The sequence below is a fragment of the Photobacterium ganghwense genome, assembly GCF_003025595.1.
Classification (GTDB): Bacteria; Pseudomonadota; Gammaproteobacteria; order Enterobacterales; family Vibrionaceae; genus Photobacterium; species Photobacterium ganghwense.
The window spans coordinates 14,483-35,186 of record NZ_PYMI01000012.1 but is presented as its reverse complement, the minus strand read 5'-3'; the positions used below and the strand labels follow the sequence as shown (position 1 = coordinate 35,186).

Below are 20,704 nucleotides of genomic sequence, written 5' to 3'. Positions count from 1 at the left end.
AGTCATGGCAGAACCTCGTTTTATTCATCTTCGCGTCCACAGTGATTTCTCTATGGTCGACGGCCTGTCCAAGGTGCCACCGCTGGTTAAAGCTGTGGCCCAGATGGGCATGCCGGCGATGGCACTGACGGATTTCACCAACCTGTGTGGTCTGGTGAAGTTTTACTTTGCTGCCCACGGTGCCGGAATGAAGCCGATTATCGGGGCTGACTTTAAAGTGCAGTCCGAAGAAATGGGCGACGAGCTGTTTGACCTGACCATTTTGGCGGCCGACAACGATGGTTACAAAAACCTGACTCTGTTGATCTCGGAAGCCTATCAGCGTGGCCATGTGCAGCACATGCCGGTAATTGACAAAGACTGGCTGGTGAACCACAAACAGGGGCTGATTCTGCTGTCCGGCGGGAAAACCGGTGATGTGGGTAAGGCGCTGCTCAAAGGCAACCAGCAACTGCTCAACAAATGCGTCAGCTTTTATCAGGAGCACTTCCCGGATGCGTATTACCTTGAGCTGGTGCGGACCGGCCGGCCGGATGAAGAAGCTTACCTGCACTTTGCCATTGAGCTGGCGGAAAATGTCGGCTTGCCGGTGGTGGCCACCAATGATGTGCGTTTCCTGACCCCGGATAAATTCGATGCCCACGAAATCCGGGTGGCGATTCACGATGGCTATACGCTGGCAGATCCTAACCGGCCGAGACTCTACAGTGAGCAGCAGTATCTGCGCAGTGAAGAGGAAATGTGCGAGCTGTTTGCCGACATTCCTGAGGCGCTGGAAAACTCCGTAGAGATTGCCAAGCGCTGTAACGTCACTGTGCGTCTGGGCGAATATTTCCTGCCGAATTTCCCGACCGGCGATCTCAGCACCGAAGACTTCCTGGTGAAAAAATCCAGAGAGGGCCTGGAGCGCCGTCTAGAGTTCCTGTTCCCGGATGAGGAAGAGCGGGCCAAACGTCGTCCAGAGTATGATGAGCGTCTGGAAATTGAACTGGATGTTATCAACCAGATGGGATTCCCGGGCTACTTCCTGATCGTAATGGAGTTCATCCAGTGGTCGAAGGACAACGGGGTGCCGGTGGGGCCGGGCCGGGGTTCGGGTGCCGGTTCGCTGGTGGCTTATGCGCTGGACATCACCGATCTGGATCCGCTGGAATTTGACCTGCTGTTCGAACGCTTCCTGAACCCGGAGCGGGTATCGATGCCCGACTTCGATATCGATTTCTGTATGGACAAGCGGGATCTGGTCATCGATCACGTGGCCGAAATGTACGGCCGTGATGCGGTATCCCAGATCATTACGTTTGGTACCATGGCTGCGAAGGCGGTTATCCGTGACGTGGGCCGGGTACTGGGACACCCGTACGGCTTTGTGGATCGGATCTCCAAACTGGTACCGGCAGAGCCGGGGATGACGTTGGCGAAGGCGTTTGAAGCTGAGCCGCAGTTACCGCAGATTTATGAGTCTGACGAAGAGGTCAAAGACCTCATCGACATGTGCCGGGTGCTGGAAGGGGTGACCCGGAACGCCGGTAAACACGCCGGGGGGGTTGTGATTTCGCCTACGGCGATCACGGATTTTGCGCCGCTGTACTGTGACGCAGAAGGTCATCACCCGGTGACCCAGTTCGACAAGAATGACGTCGAAACTGCCGGTCTGGTGAAGTTCGACTTCCTCGGCCTGCGTACCCTGACCATCATTGACTGGGCGTTGGGGATGATCAACCCGCGTCTGGAGCTGCTGGGGCAAGAGCCCGTAAACATAGCCGCGATTCCGATGGACGATGCCAAGTCGTTTGCCATGCTGCAGCGTTCGGAATCCACCGCGGTATTCCAGCTTGAATCCCGTGGGATGAAAGATCTGATCAAGCGCCTGCAGCCGGACTGCTTTGAAGACATGATCGCACTGGTGGCCCTGTTCCGTCCGGGTCCGTTGCAATCGGGCATGGTAGATAACTTTATCGACCGTAAGCACGGCCGGGAAGCGATTTCCTACCCGGATGAAAAGTGGCAGCACGAGTCGCTCAAAGAAATTCTCGATCCGACCTACGGCATCATCTTGTACCAGGAACAGGTGATGCAGATTGCTCAGGTTCTGGCTGGCTATACTCTGGGTGGCGCGGACTTGCTGCGTCGTGCTATGGGTAAGAAAAAGCCGGAAGAGATGGCCAAGCAACGGGCGATCTTCGAAGAGGGGGCGATTAACAACGGCATCGACGGTGAGCTGGCGATGCGTATTTTCGACCTGGTAGAAAAATTTGCCGGCTACGGCTTTAACAAATCCCACTCCGCGGCGTACGCACTGGTGTCATACCAGACACTGTGGCTGAAAGCCCATTATCCGGCCGAGTTCATGGCTGCGGTAATGACCGCGGATATGGATAACACCGATAAAATCGTTGGTCTGGTGGACGAGTGCCACCGGATGAAACTCCAACTGCTGCCGCCGGATGTGAACAAGGGGCTGTACCGTTTCAACGTCGATGACAACGGGGCCATTGTATACGGTATCGGTGCGGTGAAAGGGGTTGGTGAAGGCCCGATTGAAAATATCATTTCGGCGCGGGAAAAAGGCGGTCACTTCAAGGATCTGTTCGATTTCTGTGCCCGTATTGACACCAAGAAGGTGAACAAGCGAGTACTGGAGCGGCTGATCAAATGTGGCGCGATGGATCGTCTGGGACCGAACCGTGCCGCGATGATGGCCTCGTTGGATGACGCCCTGCGAGCAGCCAGCCAGCACCATCAGGCGGAAGCCTTTGGCCAGGTTGACATGTTCGGCGTACTGACCGAAGCGCCGGAAGAAGTCGAACACGCTTACGCCAATATCCCGGAATGGCCGGATAAAGTCTGGCTGGAAGGCGAGCGGGAGACGTTGGGTCTGTACCTGACCGGCCACCCGATCAATGCCTATCAGAAAGAGCTGAAGCATTACACGACCTGGCGTCTGAAAGATGCTCAGCCGACCGGGCGTGATAAAGTTGCCACCGTTGCCGGGCTGGTGATTGCTGCCCGGGTGATGACGACCAAGCGTGGAACGCGCATCGGGATTTTAACGCTTGATGACCGTACCGGACGGATGGAAGTCATGTTATTCTCTGAAGCGCTTGAACGGCACCTAGATCTGATTGAAAAAGATAAGATTCTGGTGGTATCCGGACAGGTCAGCTTTGATGATTTTAATGGTGGCCTTAAAATGTCTGCCCGTGAAGTGCTGGATATCTCAGATGCCCGAGAAAAGCACCTGCGTGGACTTGCTATCTCAGTCACTGAGAGGCAAATTGATGAACAGTTTTTTGAGCGTTTCAGCAAAGTGCTGGAACCCCATCGGGCAGGGACTGTCCCTGTTAACGTGTATTATCAGCGCTCGAACGCGCGTGCCAAGCTGACCCTGGGGACAGAGTGGCGCGTTACCCCGGCAGATCAACTCATTACCGATCTAAAAATATTGCTGGGTGAGAAGCAAGTCGAGCTTGAGTTTAATTAATGAAGCCATAATTATTGGCATTTGAATAATTATGAGCAAAAGGATTGAAGTGGTATGAGCCTGAACTTCCTTGAATTTGAACAGCCGATTGCTGAGCTGGAAGCGAAAATTGAAGCACTGCGTGACGTGTCGCGCCGTGATGAATCAGCATCGGTTGATTTAGATAAAGAAATTGAGCAACTGGAATCAAAAAGCCTGGAGCTGACCAAAAAGATTTTTGGTGATCTGGGTGCATGGCAGGTTGCCCAGCTGGCGCGTCATCCACAGCGTCCGTACACGTTTGATTATGTCGAGCACATGTTCACCGAGTTCGATGAGCTGGCGGGTGACCGTGCGTTTGCTGATGACAAAGCGCTGGTTGGCGGGTTGGCTCGCCTGGACGGCCGTCCTGTGATGGTGATTGGTCACCAGAAAGGCCGCGAGACCAAAGAAAAGGTACTGCGTAACTTCGGCATGCCAAAGCCGGAAGGTTACCGTAAAGCCCTGCGTCTGATGAAAATGGCTGAGCGTTTCAACATGCCAATCATCACCTTCATTGACACCGCAGGTGCTTACCCGGGTGTAGGTGCGGAAGAGCGCGGCCAGTCTGAAGCGATTGCCAAAAACCTGAAAGAGATGGCTGGCCTGACCGTGCCGGTGATTTGTAACGTGGTTGGTGAAGGCGGTTCCGGTGGCGCACTGGCGATCGGTGTGGGCGATTGCGTGAACATGCTGCAATACTCGACTTACTCTGTAATTTCACCGGAAGGCTGTGCGTCTATCCTGTGGCGTGACTCCGACAAGGCCCCACAAGCGGCGGAAGCGATGGGTATGACAGCCCCTCGTCTGAAAGAGCTGGAGCTGATCGACAACGTGATCGAAGAGCCTCTGGGCGGTGCGCACCGCAACGTGGTGGCAACGGCCGAAAGCCTGAAGCAGCAAATTCTGGCGACGCTGGAAGAGCTGGATCAGATGGATACCGAAACGCTGCTGGAGCGTCGCTACCAGCGTCTGATGAGCTACGGCTACTGCTGAGTGTCATGAGTGGAAATCTGAGCCACTCAGGGAGTGCATTCATTTCGGTTGATGTAACTTTATAATTGAATGCTTCCTCAGAAACAGAATCGACGTAAACGGGTCAGCCTGAACAGGCTGGCCCGTTTTGTTTTGTGCTGCGGCTAACTGACCGGGCTTGGTATACTTCCCCGCAGGTATCAGGCTGGCAAATTATCAGGCGGAAAATCAGATATGTTGTATTCCAGGCTCAGAACCCGGCTCAAGGCCAGGTTGCAGGCTAATGATGGCGCTGCCTCGCGCATCGTTCTGGCATTCAGTGGCGGGTTGGACTCCCGGGTTCTGCTGCATCTGCTCGGTCGCTTTCAGACGGAGCATCCCGACGTTGTCTGCCTGGCTGTTCATGTCCACCACGGATTAAGCCGCCATGCCGATGACTGGGCGCAGCAATGCTTAAACTGGGCGGATGACGCCGGGATCGCCTGCCGGATTGAGCGGGTAACGTTGCAGCTGGGCAACCGGCTCAGCCTTGAACAACAGGCCAGAGAAGCACGCTATCAGGCGCTGGCTCACCACCTTCGTCCGGGAGATCTGCTGCTGACGGCGCAGCATGCCGATGATCAGCTGGAAACGGTATTACTGGCGCTGAAACGGGGGAGTGGCCCGGCGGGACTGGCGGCGATGCCTGAGGCGATGGCATTTGCCGATGGTATCCATTTACGTCCCTTGCTCGATTGCCCGCGCGATGAACTGGCTGCGTATGCGTACCGCCATGGTCTGGAGTGGGTTGAGGACGAAAGCAACCAGGATGAACGCTTTGACCGGAATTTCTTGCGTCATCAGATCGCCCCGAAGCTGGCTGAGCGCTGGCCGGGCATCCGCAAGGCTGTGGCCCGCAGTGCGGCACTGTGTGGCGAACAGGAAGCGCTACTGCAAGAACTGCTGGCAGATAAGCTGAATGCGGCGCTGGCTCCCGATCACAGCCTTTGTGTGGCCGGTTTAGGCAGTGCACTGCAGGGCAAAGCCCTGATTCGCCAGTGGCTGGCTGGCCAAAAAGTCAGAATGCCGAGCAAAGCCCAGCTTGATCAAATCTGGGAGAGCGTGGTGCAGGCCAGGGAAGATGCCAATCCGTGCCTGAAAACGGAGGGCTATGAGGTGCGTCGTTTCCAGCAGCGTCTGTACCGGGTTGCGTCTTGGCCTGAACTGACGGATAGCCGGATACCATGTTCATTGGGAACGCCTTGCCAGCTGCCACAGGATTTGGGCTCGCTGACGCTGAGCCCGGCGGCCAATGGCTGTTTGCGCCTGCCGCGTGCCGATGAGCCGGTTTCGATCCGGTTTGAGCCTGCTGGACTGCATGTGCAACCGCTTGGGCGAGTCGGCAAGCGCAAGCTCAAAAAGCTGTTTCAGGAATACGGTGTGCCAAGCTGGAACCGGCGCCGGACACCCTTGGTGTTTTACGGTGAAGAACTGGCGGCAGTGGCCGGGCTGTTCGTGGTGAGCGGTTTTGAAGGACGGGAGTGTGACCTGAAGTGGCACAATTGACCATTCTATATGCAATGCAAGCTGAAAAAAGGCACAATGAAAATGCGTTTTCTGGCAGTGGTTTTCAGAAAACAGTATGGATATCAGAAAAATAAGAAGAGGACCTGATGAAGAAAGTTCTTGCATTGACCCTGTTAGCAACTGTGATGTCTGCCCCGTCCCTGGCGGCTGGTGATGCCGAGGCCGGGAAAGCTAAGGCTGCCGTGTGTGCGGCCTGCCACGGTGCCGATGGCGTAGCCATGATTCCGGGATACCCGAACCTGAAAGGCCAGAATGAGCAGTACCTGGTCAGCGCCCTGAAGGCGTATAAAAACAAGGAACGCAACGGTGGCATGGCGGCAGTCATGCAGCCTCAGGCTGCGATGCTGAGTGACACCGATATGGTTAACGTAGCGGCTTATTTCTCGCAAATGAAGTAACGCTGGCCCGGTAGGCACATAGCTTGCCGACCCAATCTGGAGCGCACTGCGGATCGTCGCGATCTTCAGTGCGTTTTTTTATAGCTGCAAGGTGGCACGCGATTTCCTGCTGGTTGGTTATCTTTTGTCCAATCAGATTTTCTGCAGTTGCGAAATAACGCAGTTAATATTATTGTACTAGCACGCTGATACATTAGGTGCGAGTTTATGGCAGGAAATAGAGAACATTTTGGCTCACGGATGGGGTTTATTCTGGCGGCAGCTGGTGCCGCTGTTGGGCTTGGAAACATTTGGGGGTTCCCAACCCAAGCCGCGAGCAATGGGGGCGGGGCATTTTTGTTGGTGTACCTGCTGATGATCCTGGTGGTGGCTTTCCCGATGCTGATTGTGGAAATGGCTATCGGGCGTCACGGTCAGGCCAACCCGATTGACAGTATGCGCAGCCTGTCTGCCAATCCGCTGGCCAAGAAAGCCGGCGCGGTGGTGGGCAGCATCGGGTTAATGGTGCCATGTCTGGTGCTGGCGTTTTACAGTATCGTTGCCGGATGGCTGATCACGTTTCTGCTGGCAGCCATTACCGATATTATCGGTCTGCAGGCGGCGACTGAGTGGCTGAAAGGATTCTCTGTTTCCCGTAATCTTTTTGGTGCGGCCATCTTTTATCTGCTGACGATTATGATCGTCCAGAGCGGGGTAAAGCAGGGAATTGAAAAATGGTCAACCCGACTGATGCCGGCCTTGTTTGTGCTGTTTGGCTTGATGTTCCTTTACATCATGACACAGGACGGCGCGATGGAAGGACTGAAGCATTACCTGGTACCGGATTTCAGCAAAGTACTGGAGCCGAAACTGTTGCTGGCCGCGATGGGGCAAGGTTTCTTTTCACTGACGATCGGTGGCTGTTCCATGCTGATTTACGGCTCATACCTGAGTAAACAGGAAAACCTGCCGAAAATGGCCATGAGTGTGACGCTGGTGGATACCGCGGTGGCGTTCATTGCGGGTCTGGTTGTGCTGCCGGCGATGTTTGTCGCGATGCAGAAAGGCGTGGCGATTTACGCTGAAGATGGGTCACTGCTCAGTTCAGATACACTAGTGTTCACTGTGCTGCCGATGCTGTTTGACAGCCTGGGATTTGTCGGCCAACTGCTGGCGGTCGTGTTCTTTGTACTGATGACGATTGCGGCGCTGACCTCGTCCATTTCGATGCTGGAATGCCCGGTGGCACTGGTGAGTGAACGTTTTGACACAGCCCGTAAACCGACCAGTTGGGTGTTGGGCGGTGTGATTGCTCTGTTCAGTGCGGTAATCATCTTTAACTTCGGCGCACTGTTCGGCTTGGTTGCTACCGTAGCAACCCAGTACTTCCAACCGGTTGCGGCACTGTTGTTTACCTTATTTGGTGGCTGGGTATGGTCTCGCCACAGCAAGCTGAAGGAACTCAGCGAAGGCTGTCCAGATCTGGAGCGTAGCCTGTTCTGGAAAATCTGGCCGCTGTACCTGAAAGTGGTGTGTCCGATTTTGGTTGCTACCGTCCTGTACGCCTCTTTCAGTTAGACGCTCTGGGCAGTTAGCCGCCCTGAATAGTTAGCCGCCCTGAACAGTTGGCCACTCAGGGGAGTGAGCTAGCTTGAGACGGCGGGTTAGTACGAGAGTTAATGCATTAAAAATTGACTATCAAAAACGGAAGCCTTGGCTTCCGTTTTTTGTTGGGGAATTGCCTGCCGAGCCGTATGCGGTAGCTCAATGCAACCGTTAAATTACTGCAGTGATGGTCGGTGGTGTGGCTAGTTGGGGCTTAGCGAAACTGTTTTGCTTCTGGCAGATAATCAAACCCGGCCGCCGCCAGCTTGGCGACCAGCAGGTCTTTATCAATGTCGTAGTAGCGGACCAAGGCATCAAGATCACCGAATTCGTCGCGGATTTTCATGTTCACGATGCTCATCAGCATCACCGGATCCATCTTTTCAAAGTTACTCAGGTTCATTACGCGTCCTCGTGATCACTCATCAGAAGATTTGCCGCCGCAAAGGCCGCTTTTTCCCGCATGTCCTGCGGCAGTGTGTCATTGGCCGCAATGTCATTCAATGCCAGTACTGCACAGTGGATGGCATTCGGGATATAGCCCAGCTCGCCGCCGCCAATCTGGGCATAGGTCATTCGAACCAACTCGCAACAATCATAGACTTTCATGGTTTGTACCTTAATCAAATGCATCGAAAATAGGGTTTTCGTCTGCCAGCGCTGCCTGAAGGAAGAGGAAAGCCCACTTTGATTGGATTCTCTCACTATACCAAACTCGGTTTGGGAAAGTCAGTGGGGTTATTTGCCGCGTTTATGGGCGTAAAGCTGGCGATCGGCACGATCGACCAGAGTGGTGCTGCTATCGCCATGACGGTAGGAGGTGTAGCCGCATGAGCAGCCAATATTCAACGGGCGCAAAATCGGGTCGTCGCTGATCATTTGCTCGACGCGGTAATAGACCTGAAGCGCGGACTCGTCGGTGGCCGGTTGCAGCAGCACCGCAAACTCGTCGCCGCCGATTCGGTAGCAGCGGTCAGAGGCACGGACGGATTTTTTGAGTAACTGGCTGAACTGTCGAATCACTTTGTCGCCATCAGGGTGGCCAAACCGATCATTAACCTGCTTGAAGTTATCGAGGTCAAACAACACCAGCACCAGGCCGACATTACGGCGTTCGCTCATCGCAATGGCCTGACTGACATCCTGCTCGAAGCAGCTGCGGTTGCCTAGACCTGACAGGTAATCCTGCAGGGCCATGTTTTTTACGCGGCGGTACTCAATGGCATTCATCAGTGGCCCGGCAAACAGGCGGTGATAAGTATGCAGCAGGCTGATTTCATCGTTGTCCAGCGGGTAGGGCGTAATGTACTGCAACTTGCCCAGTTCGTGCTGACTAAAACGCAGTAAAAAGGTTTTTCGGTGCTCGGTGGCGGGGCCTCGTCGGATCGGCAAGGTGGTGTTGTCACACTCCCATACCAGACGGCTGATATCGATCTGTTTCTCGACTTCCCGGGTGAAGATTTCAAACAGCAGCGCTAAATCCAGTTTTCCCTGCAGCTTCTGCAAGATCAGCAGACGTTGATCAGCACCAAGTGGTTTAGCCCTTGGTTTGCTGTGTTGTTCTGCGATCAGTTTCTTCCGTAGGATCGGATCCATATCAGCGCTATAGAGGAGTTAAGAGGCTTACTATAGGCAATAATGAGCCTATTTCAATAGATTAAGCGAAAAATCTCTTATTAATTCACTGAGTTAGTTTAAAAAATTGCGCAAGATCGCTTCTTTTTCCTGGGCGTCATCGTACCCCATTTTGATCAGGGCGCGCACGTAGGCGGGTTCGAACAGAATATAGCTGGTGATCGCAGCGTCATCCCGCGGACTGAGTCCGGTCAGCCGCATCAGGGCCCGAGCCATGGGAGGTAAGTGACTGTAATAGCGGCGGGCTAACGGTTCAAACGACTCGCTGGGATAGAGATGGACGTGTTCTATCACGCGCATTCCCTGTTCGCGGCGGGCGTCTTGAGGCAAGCTGGCCAGCAGGGAGTTCGTCCGTGACAGGTTTTCCAGATCTGCCGTCAGGGTATCACTGAAAATGGTGTCCATCAGGTGGCCGCCCAGAGCGGCCAGACCCGGGGCACTGGTTTGATCCGCTTGCTGCAGTTTCTGGTTGATCAGGTCAATGATCAGGATTTTATCTGCTCCCATTTTCAGTGACGGGCGCAGCGGTGCCAGCTGGTGGATGGAGCCGTCACCGTAGTAAGCGCGGCCGATCCGGGTAGCGGGAAACACCAGCGGGATCGCAGAAGAGGCCATCAGGTGATCGGTGGTCAGCATCGCTCGACGGCCTTTCGATTTGGCTCTGTCCCACTCGCGAATTTCCTTCTGACCCTGAAAAAAACTGACGGAATGACCGCTCTTGTAGCTTGAGGCTGTGATGGAAATACCGTGCAGATTACCGGCTGCGATCTGGGTTTCCAGCCGCTGATAGTTATTGACCTGATTGAGCAGGTGGCGCAGCGGACGGTTGTTGAGCAAGCCAAACGGCGGGCGTTCGTGATAGGAAGATTGCAGTCGGGCCATACCTTGCCCCAGCAGATAGCTACTCATGCCAAGCGAGCTGGCGGCAAAAATGCGGCGGCTGTGCAGACGCGACCAGATCCACTCCAGCTTTTTGACTCCCAGCCGAAAGCAGGAAGCATAACTGGCAATAGAAATGGCATTAATGGCGCCGGCTGAAGTGCCGCAGTAAATGGCAAACGGGCTGTGGTGAACACGGGGATACCACTCCGAAATGGCTTTCAGAACCCCGACCTGATACGCCGCCCTGGCTCCACCGCCAGTCAGCAATAAACTGATTTTTGGCTTATCCTTTGCCATGGCAATCCCTTTGTTACTGCTTTGCTATAACTATATCCCTTTTTGTTCTAATGGGTAACCCTACCTGTCCGGAATGGGGCCACGGAAGCAGAAACAAAAAAGCCTCCCGTTCGGGAGGCTTAGCAACAGACCCTGAAGATAAACAGGGACAATCAGAACCGGATTAAGCCAGTTTCTGTTTGATGAACTCAACGATGTCAGTCACAGCCACACCTTCTTTGGTGCCGGCACGACGGTCTTTGTATTCCATCTCGCCGTTTTCCAGGCTGCGGTTACCGATCACGATGGTGTGCGGAATACCGATTAGCTCGTGGTCAGCAAACATAACACCCGGACGTTCGTTACGATCGTCGAACAGGACTTCGATACCGGCTGCGGTCAGTTCCGCGTACAGCTTCTCAGCGGCATCGCGTACTTCTTCAGACTTCGCCATGTTCATCGGAACGATAGACACGTGGAACGGTGCAATGGCGTCAGGCCAGATGATGCCGTTTTCGTCATTGTTCTGCTCAATCGCAGCGGCAACCACACGGGTACAACCGATACCGTAACAGCCCATTTCCATGATGACGTTTTTGCCGTCCGGACCAAGCACTGACGCGTTCATCGCTGCTGAGTAGTTGTTACCCAGCTGGAAGATGTGACCTACTTCGATACCGCGTTTCAGCATCAGGGTACCTTTACCGCATGGGCTTGGATCACCTTCAACAACGTTGCGCAGATCTTCAACCTGACCCAACTCAACATCACGGCCCCAGTTGATGCCGAAGTAGTGCTTACCGTCAATGTTCGCACCAGCACCGAAGTCGCTCATTACCGCCACAGAGCGGTCAACGATGAATGGGACTGGCAGGTTTACCGGACCCAGTGAGCCAGGACCTGCGTTAACCAGGGCACGGATCTCTTCTTCAGTCGCGAATTCCAGCGGAGACGCTACGCAAGACAGGTTTTCTGCCTTGATTTCGTTCAGCTCGTGGTCGCCGCGGATGATCAGGGCAATCAGTTCAGCTTCAACGTCATCCGATGCTTTCACAAACAGAGTTTTAACGGTTTTCTCGATAGCAATATCGAATTGCTCAACCAACTCAGCGATGGTTTTCGCGTCTGGCGTGTCAACCAGCGTCATTTCCATCGTTGGTGCCGCACGCTCGGTTGTCGGTGCCAGAGCTTCAGCTTTCTCGATGTTGGCCGCGTAATCAGACTCGGTCGAGAATGCAATCAGGTCTTCACCGCTCTCAGCCAGCACGTGGAACTCGTGTGAGCCGGAGCCACCGATAGAACCGGTGTCAGCCAGTACCGGACGGAAGTCCAGACCCATGCGGTTGAAGATATTGCAGTATGCCTGATGCATGGTTTCGTAAGTTTCAACCAAGCTTTCTTTGTCCAGGTGGAAAGAGTAGGCATCTTTCATGATGAACTCACGAGAACGCATCACACCAAAACGCGGGCGGACTTCATCACGGAATTTGGTCTGGATCTGGTACAGGTTCAGCGGCAGCTGCTTGTATGAGCGAACTTCGTTGCGAACCATGTCGGTGATCACTTCTTCGTGCGTCGGACCCAGCACAAACGGTCGGTCGTGACGGTCAGCAATACGCAGCAGCTCGGGGCCGAATTTGTCCCAGCGACCTGTTTCTACCCACAACTCTGAGGGCTGAACCACGGGCATTAGCGTTTCGACTGCACCTGCTTTGTTCATTTCGTCACGAACAATATTTTCGACCTTACGCAGAACACGCAGACCTGTAGGTAGCCAGGTGTATAGACCTGAAGCCAGCTTACGGATCATACCTGCACGTAGCATCAGCTGATGACTGACGATTTCTGCGTCGTTTGGAGTCTCCTTCAGTGTTGAAAGAAGATATTTACTGGTACGCATTGATGGTATCCGTTGGTTGAGATGAAAATAAAGTGATTCGGGAATGCCCCGAACGCCAGTATTGGCGGTAACCGCATATACTACCAGCCATTTGCCGGTTCGCCAAAGAGAACAGCCGTATTGCCCGTTATTTTCGGATGGGTTTATCCAGAGCTGTGACCGTCACCCGATCGTTTTGGACGATAAATTTAACGTTATAGTCGAAAAGGTGAACCGCGTACTCTTTTTCGTCCTGTTTGCCTTTCTTATAAGCCGGACGCGGATCCTGCGCCAGCACTTCTTCAATGACCGCACGCTGTCGCGCCAGTTGTTTTCCCGTTAGCTGGCGTTCCGCCTGTTCACTGAACTCGACGGCCAGAGTGTCTGGCTGATCATGGGCAAATCCCCCGCGAGCCTGAGTCAGGCTATCGGAGTAGGGGATGTAGGGCTTGATATCAATGATTGGCGTGCCGTCGACCAGATCGACGCCGCCGAGATCAAGGATCACATCACTGCCTTTCTGGCGAACGCCCAGCAGCTCCACCGCGGACATGCCAATGCCATTCGGACGGAAGGTGGCCCGGCTGGCAAACACGCCGATACGCTCATTTCCGCCCAGACGCGGTGGCCTGACGGTCGGCCGCCAACCGGCTTCCAGATTCTGATCAAACAAGAAAAGCAGCCACAAGTGGCTGAATTGCTCAATCCCTCTGACAGCCTCAATGGCGTTGGCTTCCCCTTGCAGGATCAGCTCGGAGCGGGCACTGGGTACCAGCCCAGGCTGACGCGGGACGGCAAATTTTTCTTTGTATGGAGAGCGGATCACTCCGACTGGGGAAATCTGATAGTTCATAGATTGCTTGGGTTGCACAACATGAAGCAGACGATAGCACAAAATAGTACTTGATCTTTTGTTGAGAATTGATGTCAAATATTATGTTATAACATAACAGTTATTGACAGGGACAAGCTAACTCGTTTGGTCACCAGCAAGCTGCGTTACTACCAGTAGCGCTAATCGCTGTAGCGCCAATACCGGTTTGCTAACACAGCCTCGTCAAATAAGCGTTGTGGAATTCGTTGACTAACAGGAGAACAACATGAAACCCGGCATCCATCCGGAATACCGAAAAGTGGTATTTCACGACACCAGTGTTGATCAGTACTTTGTGATTGGCTCTACCCTGAAAACTGATCGCACTATTGAATGGGAAGACGGCAACACCTATCCGTACTTCACACTGGATGTGTCTTCCGCTTCGCATCCGTTTTATACCGGTAAGCAACGTGTGGTCAGCAGTGAAGGGCGCATGGCACACTTTAACCGCCGTTTTGGTCGTTTCGGGGCGAAACAGGAGAATCAGGAATGAAAGTGCTCAGCTCACTCAAAAGTGCGAAACAGCGCCATCGTGATTGTCAGGTCGTGAAGCGGCGCGGGCGCATTTATGTGATTTGTAAATCCAACCCACGCTTCAAGGCTGTGCAGGGACGCCGTAAAAAGCGCTAGTGGCCAGTGACAAATAAAAAAGCCCCTGTCAGACAGGGGCTTGATTCGATGGGAGGTTTTGACTGGCGATATTACCAGCCTTTAACGATCCCGCCGTTGAAGATTTCCATCGCTGCGTTGTAAACCGCATCAGACTGGTAGGCTTTCACGAAAGTTTGCACGTTCTCTGCATTGACGTTGTCCTGACGCGCCACAATCAGGTTGACGTATGGTGATTCTTTGTCTTCCACAAAGATGCCGTCTTTTTCCGGCGTCAGATTGATGCTGCTGGCATAAGTGTTATTGATAATCGCCAGTTGAACGTCATCCAGCGAGCGCGGCAGTTGCGCGGCTTCCAGTTCAACAATTTTCAGTTTCTTAGGGTTTTCAACAACATCCAGTACCGTGGCCGTCAGGCCAACACCGTCTTTCAGCTTCAGCAGCCCTTGTTGTTGCAGCAGCAGCAGAGAGCGGCCCAGGTTTGTTGGATCGTTTGGCACAGCCACCTGATCACCGTCGTTCAGCTCCGCAATGGACTTGATTTTGCTTGAGTAAGCCGCAATCGGGTAGACAAAAGTGTTACCGGCAACGGCGAACTTGTAGCCGCGGTCGGCAATTTGCTGATCCAGGTATGGCTTATGCTGGAAGGCGTTGGCGTCAATTGACCCTTCTTCCAGTGCGGCGTTTGGAGAAACGTAATCAGTGAAAGTGATTAGCTCAACATCCAGACCGTATTTGTCTTTGGCTTCTTTTGCTGCCACTTCAGCCACTTGGGCTTCGGCACCGGCCATCACCCCAATTTTCACTTTGTTTGTAGCGGTGGCTTCTTTTTCGCCACAACCGGTCAGCACCAGCGCAGAGGCAAGGCCGGCAACGGCAAACAAGTTCTTCAAATTAAACGCCATGTTACTTCTCCTTAGAATTGGGGTTTTCCGTAATACTAGTTGTTAATTATGTTTGGTGTTGATTGTGTGCTTGGTGTTGATCGTGTGGCTGTGATGATTAACGGTGGTCCACGCGTTTCACCAGGTGATCGCCCAATGATTGAATGAGCTGCACTAAGATGACCAGTAGTACAACCGTAATCAGCATGACCGTGCCGTCAAAGCGCTGGTAACCGTAGCGAATACCGACATCGCCCAGGCCGCCACCACCCACGGTACCTGCCATGGCAGAGTAGCTGACCAGTGTCACCAGGGTGATGGTCACAGCATTGATGATGCCAGGCAAAGCTTCCGGCAGCAGCACTTTGCTGATGATCTGGCGCGGTGTTGCCCCCATTGCTTGGGCGGCTTCAATCAGGCCCGATGGGACTTCCAACAGCGCTCCTTCAACCAGACGGGCGATAAACGGAATCGCGCCCACGGTAAGCGGAACAATCGCGGCGGCGGTACCGATGGAGCTGCCGACCAGAAAACGGGTAAATGGTATGATCGCTACCAACAGGATAATAAAGGGGATAGAACGACCAATATTGGTAATGGTGCCCAGTACTTTATTGAGGGTTGGGTTGGCCAGCAGGCCGCCTTCTTTGGTCAGGTGGAGCGCGACACCGACCGGAATCCCGACCAGAAAGCCAATCAGACCAGAGGCAAAGACCATAACCAGAGTTTGGCCCAGCGCCTGAATAAGCAGATCAATCAGACGCTCGTTAGTCGTCCACCATTGTGCAATCGATTCAAGCAACATAACCCAGTACCTCTACATTCACTTTGTGATCACGAAGGAAGGCAATGGCTTGTTCCGCTGCCTGCTCGGTGCCGAAGATCTCGGCCAGCATCAATCCAAATTTGACGCCTCCGGCGTAATCCATGTCTGAGCTCATGATGCTGATATCGATGTTGAACTCACGGGCAATCTGGGAAATCAGCGGGGCATCAACAGACTCGCCAGTAAATTCCAGACGTACCAGCGGGTAACTGTTTTCAACCCGATGTTCTACCAGGCGAGTGCGATATTCTTCCGGAATGGACAGATCCAGCGTGGAACGGATGAACTCACGCGCCAGGTCGGTTTTCGGATGGGCAAAGATGTCACCCACCGGACCTTTCTCAACCAGCTCACCGCCGCCGATGATAGCCACTTCAGAACAGATATTTTTCACCACGTCCATTTCGTGTGTAATCAGCAGGATCGTCAGGTCCAGCTTACGGTTAATTTCTTTTAGCAGAGCCAGAATAGATTGTGTCGTGGCCGGGTCCAGGGCGCTGGTGGCTTCATCACACAGCAGCACTTTCGGATCGGAGGCCAGAGCCCGGGCAATCGCCACACGCTGTTTCTGACCACCACTCAGGTTGGCCGGATACACATCTCGTTTGTCTGTAAGGCCAACCAGTGCCAGCAATCCTTCCACTTTGGCTTTGATCTCGGCTTTTGGGGTGCCAGCCAGCTCCAGAGGAAGGGCTATATTGGCAAAAACGGTGCGCGAGGCCAGCAGGTTAAAATGTTGGAAGATCATGCCGATTTTGCGGCGTGCCTGAGTCAGTTCCTGATTCGAAAGTTGGGTAAGATCAACGCCGTCGACAACCACGTGTCCGCTGGTTGGCTTTTCCAACAAGTTGACGCAACGGATCAGGGTACTTTTGCCGGCACCGGATGCGCCGATGACCCCAAAAATAGTGCCTTGTTCAATCTTCAGGTTGATATCACGCAGGGCGTGGATCTCCCTTTCCCCTTGATAGAACACTTTGTTAACTCTGCTTATTTCTATCATTCTTCTTCCTGAATCATATTGCGTCAGTCGGTAAACCGATGCTGACGACGACCAATATTTTGTTATGTTATTTGCTGTCTTTGCATCATGTTAACGAGGTGTGTCATAAAATGACTAATCGTATCGTTTGACTTGATGCTATGGGTTAACATAAATGAAGTCAATAGATATTTTTACGTCTGGACGGCTAAACGGCTTTATTTCTGGATTTCCCAATTTTGGCAGCAATTCCGGCGTAAGAAGGATGGCTAAAATGGGGATAAAGCAGATGAATCCCGGTGCCAGCCGTGCCATAATTCGAGACATTGACACAAACTTCGAATAACAGAGGGCTGACGCTTGGCCAAACCAGCAGTTTTTATCGACCGTGATGGCGTGATTAATATCGATCGCGGTTATGTTCATACCGTAGATGATTTCGAATATGTCGAAGGCGTATTTGAGGCCTGTAAGAAGCTGAAAGCGATGGGCTATCTACTTGTGCTGGTGACGAACCAGGCGGGCATTGCTCGCGGCATGTATACCGAAGATGAGTTCCTGACCCTGACTGAATGGATGGACTGGAACTTTGTGGACAACGGGGTAGAGTTTGACGGTATTTACTATTGCCCGCATCACCCGACCGAAGGTCAGGGTGACTACCTGCAGGACTGTAACTGCCGCAAGCCAAAACCGGGTATGTTCATTTCTGCGCGCGATTTTCTGAAAATCGATATGGCCAACTCTGTCATGATTGGTGATAAGACCGACGACATGCTGGCAGCACAGGCGGCTGACGTAGGAACCCGAGTGCTGGTACGCACCGGTAAACCGGTCACGGAAGAAGGCACTCAGTTGGCCGATGCCGTTCTGGACAGTATTGCCGATGTACCTGGCTGGCTGGCAGCACGCTAACGAAAGTATTCTCTGGTTGGGCTTAGCCCGCTGTAAAAGGTCGCTCAGGCGGCCTTTTTTGTTTTCTAAGGCGGGAAAAAAGGCATTCGCACCAGCGACTGGCTGTGACGAAATGGCGCGCCGGATTCAGGGTAGTGGGAGAGCGTATTGGTTGCAGCGATACATTCGGCACTGAAATCATGCCGGGTTAGCGGCAGATGTTTTCTTTATTTAGGAATCAGGGATAGGTGTATCGGGTGCCAAGAGTCAGTGAATTAGTGAGTTAGTGAATTTGGCTAAAATGCGTACAAATTTGCCATCTTGAAATAACAAAATAATGCTGCGTTTAAAGGGTTTTTATTAAGCTATTGAAAAATATTGAAATAAATTTTGGCACGCGAGCTGCAATACCTGTTTTGCACCACCAAGCCATTCTGGCTGACACCACAAAGCATAAGCACAGCATAAACAGGAGAACACTATGAATACGATCGCGAAGCACTTATTGGTCACTTTGTCTTTGGTACTGGCATGGCAAGCGCATGCAACCGAACAAGAGGCAGGGCCCGGTGTTCTGACGTTGGATAAAGCACAGTGGCATGCTGAACTGGATGAGACCATGCAGGCCCAGAAGCGCAGTGTTCTGAATTCGCTAACCCATGAACAATCTGCCCAACTGAAAGCTTCAGCCTTGGACAGCAACAGTATGATGATTGCCGATGTTGAGCAACTTCACTTGCAACAGCAGCTGAGTCAGCCGGACGCACACAGCGAAACCAAAGCGATTTTGGTCAGTACCCGTAAACTAATGCCGGAGCAGACACCCTAACTTGGCCTCTGCTGTCGGTAGCAGTGTGAAGGCGGTAGGCCTTGTGAAATCGCATGAGCGCATGGTGTTAAAGATGAAACGGCTTGGTGGGGCTGTCCGGTCGTGACATCAACCGCGCGGAGAGAAAAAAAGGGAAGCGGATGCTTCCCAAAACCGTGTGACTGACTCACACATAGATCACAGGTTAGAGTGGGTAAGCCCGCCCCGAGCGAGACGGGCAAAAAGTAAAAGTATGAATATCAGCTTTGCTCTTGCAGGAAGGCAATCCACGGACTGGCCATGGCTTTCATTTCCTGAGACTGCGCTGCAGTTTTCATGGCTTGCAGGGCATTACCCGGCTGGTTCAGCTCGAAATATGCCATGCCTTGCAGGTAGGCCAGCTCAGCACGATCATTGCCAGAGGCATTGCCTGCCGCATTCTGGGTAAACTGCGTTGCTTGCTTAAACTGTTTAGCCTGAAGCATCAGACGTACAATCATCAGCTGGTTTTTCGCCGTTGGCTTAAAGTCATAGGCTTTACGATAAGCCACAATGGCTTCGTCCAACTCTTTGGCCTGATGCCAGAAGCTGCCCAGTCGTTCCAGATTATCCTGCGTGTTGGCGATTCTGCCTTTGGCCATTTCCGTTTCAAGCAGTTTGGCAGCCCGGTATGGAATACCACGGTAGGCCAGGAAGTTGACCAGACGCATCAGCTCTTTTTCATCTTCCAGCAGGCCCATTTTGTACGCCATTTCCAGTGTTGCCAAAGAGTTACGCTCTTGGTTCAGTTCCATGTACACCCCGGACAGCTGCATCCAGTACTGTTTCTTGGCTGGATACTTCGTCGTCAGGGTTCTCAGGACTTCCGCCACACTTTTCAGCTGGCCCAATTCATAATGAGAGGCCATCAGTAGCAGATACCAGGACTCACTGGGCGTTTTGCTCATCGCGATGGCTTGCTTCGTCGGCGGAATCGCATTGCGATAATCTTCCAGCTGAACATAAGCACTGGCCAGGGTGATGTAAGCATGTGCCTGTGGTTTTTCACCGGTTGTCTTGGCAACATCAAACCACTCTTTCATGGTCTGGACTGACTGCTTGTGCTTTTCCTCGGCCAGATACAGCTGTGCGAGGCTGTAACGAACTTGTTGTGCGACCGGTACCGGCAGCGCATCCATCTTCAGGGCGTCGGAGAAGTACTTGGCGGCTTTGGGATAGTTATCCTTCAGCGAGTACAGAAAGCCCATCTGCTGAAGCAGCACAGCACGATCGTATTTACGCGAATTCGTGCCTTCCAGTGCGCCGTTCAGTTTTTCGATAGCCTCACTGTAACGTTCCGTAGCAATCAGTTCCTGTACTTTATTGACCGTTCGGAAAGTGCGATCACTGAGCTCCGGGCTCTCTGCGGCCATAGCCGGTGCCGCAAGGGCACCGGTTACCAGAATCAGCGAAGCCAGCAGGTGTTGATAATATTTTGGCATTGTTGACTCCTTAGTTAACAGAGAACTCGATTTCCTGAGCTAAGCGGGCACTGACAGGTTTTCCGTCAACTTGCTTAGGTTTGAAGGTCCATTTGGAAACCGTATGAACTGCCGCTTTCCCCAGACCGAGACGACGAGGGTCTTCTTTCAGCACCTTGACGTCTTCCACTCCACCCCGAGCGTTAACCGTAAACTCCAGCAGTACCACCCCGCGCTCAAGCCCAGCCTTAGCCGCTTTACGAGGCATTTGTGGCTGGAACGTGGCCAAAGGAACCGGGCCTCCGCTACCTGCCATCTGAGCCCCGCCGCCCTGACCGTAATGGCCAAGCACGGAACCGCCGGTCACGTTGACAGGCAGATCCAGTTTGGGCATGTCCATCGGGATCTGCTCCATCACCGGTTTGACTGTCGATGCCACTTTCATTTCAGGTGGCGGTGGCGGCCGTTTCGGTGGCGGCGGCTTAGGCAGCTCGCGTTTTTTCTCCTGTACTTTTTCTTCCGGTTTGACGCGAATGAAGTCCACCATGCGGAGGTCATCATTCGACGCCAGTTCGTGGCGCTCTTTGTTTACCAGCTTGTCCATCCCCCAGAACAAAGCCAGGGAGACAACGAGCGCCAGTGCTATTGAGGCCAGATACCGCATAGG

General features: G+C 53.2%; 20 protein-coding genes. 9 read left to right on the top strand and 11 right to left on the bottom strand.

What is annotated here, in order from left to right:
• The first annotated feature begins 4 nt into the window (after window positions 1–4).
• The 5 genes from dnaE to C9I92_RS23695 all read left to right on the top strand — a co-directional run bounded on the left by dnaE (window position 5) and on the right by C9I92_RS23695 (window position 7,998).
• Window positions 5–3,484: a DNA polymerase III subunit alpha gene (dnaE, locus tag C9I92_RS23715; protein ID WP_047883167.1), complete on the top strand. Its 3,480-nt coding sequence runs from the start codon at window positions 5–7 to the stop codon at window positions 3,482–3,484.
• A gap of 54 nt (window positions 3,485–3,538) precedes the next feature.
• Entirely contained in the window at window positions 3,539–4,498 is a 960-nt protein-coding gene (gene accA, locus C9I92_RS23710) for an acetyl-CoA carboxylase carboxyl transferase subunit alpha (protein ID WP_047883166.1), read from the top strand.
• Between the two features lie 213 nt (window positions 4,499–4,711).
• Window positions 4,712–6,022, top strand: coding sequence for a tRNA lysidine(34) synthetase TilS (gene tilS / locus C9I92_RS23705; protein WP_084712413.1), 1,311 nt, complete (start codon window positions 4,712–4,714; stop codon window positions 6,020–6,022).
• A 107-nt stretch (window positions 6,023–6,129) separates the two neighbouring features.
• Complete coding sequence (locus C9I92_RS23700) at window positions 6,130–6,441, top strand: c-type cytochrome (protein ID WP_047883165.1); 312 nt, start codon at window positions 6,130–6,132, stop codon at window positions 6,439–6,441.
• A 207-nt stretch (window positions 6,442–6,648) separates the two neighbouring features.
• Window positions 6,649–7,998, top strand: coding sequence for a sodium-dependent transporter (locus C9I92_RS23695; RefSeq protein ID WP_047883164.1), 1,350 nt, complete (start codon window positions 6,649–6,651; stop codon window positions 7,996–7,998).
• A 241-nt stretch (window positions 7,999–8,239) separates the two neighbouring features.
• Here C9I92_RS23695 and C9I92_RS23690 read toward each other — a convergent pair whose 3' ends face one another.
• The 6 genes from C9I92_RS23690 to tsaA form a co-directional block, all read right to left on the bottom strand.
• Window positions 8,240–8,428 carry a DUF4250 domain-containing protein gene (locus C9I92_RS23690; protein ID WP_047883163.1) on the bottom strand — a complete coding sequence of 63 codons (189 nt, stop codon included), beginning with the start codon at window positions 8,426–8,428 and terminating at the stop codon, window positions 8,240–8,242.
• Window positions 8,428–8,634: a YaeP family protein gene (locus tag C9I92_RS23685; RefSeq protein WP_047883162.1), complete on the bottom strand. Its 207-nt coding sequence runs from the start codon at window positions 8,632–8,634 to the stop codon at window positions 8,428–8,430. The genes C9I92_RS23690 and C9I92_RS23685 overlap by 1 nt, the downstream gene beginning before the upstream one ends.
• 129 nt (window positions 8,635–8,763) lie before the next feature.
• Window positions 8,764–9,621 (bottom strand): GGDEF domain-containing protein, encoded by an 858-nt coding sequence (locus C9I92_RS23680; RefSeq protein ID WP_047883161.1) that lies wholly within the window; start codon window positions 9,619–9,621, stop codon window positions 8,764–8,766.
• 93 nt (window positions 9,622–9,714) lie between these two features.
• Complete coding sequence (locus C9I92_RS23675) at window positions 9,715–10,839, bottom strand: patatin-like phospholipase family protein (protein WP_047883160.1); 1,125 nt, start codon at window positions 10,837–10,839, stop codon at window positions 9,715–9,717.
• Window positions 10,840–11,002: 163 nt separating this feature from the next.
• A complete protein-coding gene (locus C9I92_RS23670) occupies window positions 11,003–12,718 on the bottom strand; it encodes a proline--tRNA ligase (protein WP_047883159.1) in 1,716 nt (571 codons plus the stop codon).
• Between the two features lie 127 nt (window positions 12,719–12,845).
• Window positions 12,846–13,550 (bottom strand): tRNA (N6-threonylcarbamoyladenosine(37)-N6)-methyltransferase TrmO, encoded by a 705-nt coding sequence (gene tsaA / locus C9I92_RS23665; protein ID WP_047883158.1) that lies wholly within the window; start codon window positions 13,548–13,550, stop codon window positions 12,846–12,848.
• 247 nt (window positions 13,551–13,797) lie between these two features.
• On the opposite strand from tsaA, the gene C9I92_RS23660 reads away from it, so the two are divergent.
• Window positions 13,798–14,067: a type B 50S ribosomal protein L31 gene (locus tag C9I92_RS23660; protein ID WP_047883157.1), complete on the top strand. Its 270-nt coding sequence runs from the start codon at window positions 13,798–13,800 to the stop codon at window positions 14,065–14,067.
• Window positions 14,064–14,204, top strand: a complete 141-nt coding sequence (ykgO, locus tag C9I92_RS23655; RefSeq protein ID WP_047883156.1) for a type B 50S ribosomal protein L36 — start codon at window positions 14,064–14,066, stop codon at window positions 14,202–14,204. Before C9I92_RS23660 ends, ykgO begins: the two co-directional genes overlap by 4 nt.
• A gap of 71 nt (window positions 14,205–14,275) precedes the next feature.
• On the opposite strand, the gene metQ is transcribed toward ykgO, so the two are convergent.
• The 3 genes from metQ to metN all read right to left on the bottom strand — a co-directional run bounded on the left by metQ (window position 14,276) and on the right by metN (window position 16,896).
• Window positions 14,276–15,088: a methionine ABC transporter substrate-binding lipoprotein MetQ gene (gene metQ, locus C9I92_RS23650; protein ID WP_047883155.1), complete on the bottom strand. Its 813-nt coding sequence runs from the start codon at window positions 15,086–15,088 to the stop codon at window positions 14,276–14,278.
• A 97-nt stretch (window positions 15,089–15,185) separates the two neighbouring features.
• Entirely contained in the window at window positions 15,186–15,872 is a 687-nt protein-coding gene (locus C9I92_RS23645; RefSeq protein ID WP_047883154.1) for a methionine ABC transporter permease, read from the bottom strand.
• Window positions 15,862–16,896, bottom strand: a complete 1,035-nt coding sequence (gene metN / locus C9I92_RS23640; RefSeq protein WP_047883153.1) for a methionine ABC transporter ATP-binding protein MetN — start codon at window positions 16,894–16,896, stop codon at window positions 15,862–15,864. The genes C9I92_RS23645 and metN overlap by 11 nt, the downstream gene beginning before the upstream one ends.
• 339 nt (window positions 16,897–17,235) lie before the next feature.
• On the opposite strand from metN, the gene gmhB reads away from it, so the two are divergent.
• Both gmhB and C9I92_RS23630 read left to right on the top strand, forming a co-directional pair.
• Window positions 17,236–17,790, top strand: a complete 555-nt coding sequence (gene gmhB / locus C9I92_RS23635) for a D-glycero-beta-D-manno-heptose 1,7-bisphosphate 7-phosphatase (RefSeq protein ID WP_047883152.1) — start codon at window positions 17,236–17,238, stop codon at window positions 17,788–17,790.
• A 460-nt stretch (window positions 17,791–18,250) separates the two neighbouring features.
• A complete protein-coding gene (locus C9I92_RS23630) occupies window positions 18,251–18,598 on the top strand; it encodes a hypothetical protein (RefSeq protein WP_047883151.1) in 348 nt (115 codons plus the stop codon).
• Window positions 18,599–18,837: 239 nt separating this feature from the next.
• On the opposite strand, the gene C9I92_RS23625 is transcribed toward C9I92_RS23630, so the two are convergent.
• Both C9I92_RS23625 and C9I92_RS23620 read right to left on the bottom strand, forming a co-directional pair.
• Complete coding sequence (locus C9I92_RS23625; RefSeq protein WP_047883150.1) at window positions 18,838–20,058, bottom strand: tetratricopeptide repeat protein; 1,221 nt, start codon at window positions 20,056–20,058, stop codon at window positions 18,838–18,840.
• A gap of 10 nt (window positions 20,059–20,068) precedes the next feature.
• Window positions 20,069–20,701, bottom strand: a complete 633-nt coding sequence (locus C9I92_RS23620; RefSeq protein WP_047883149.1) for an energy transducer TonB — start codon at window positions 20,699–20,701, stop codon at window positions 20,069–20,071.
• Window positions 20,702–20,704: the final 3 nt, after the last annotated feature.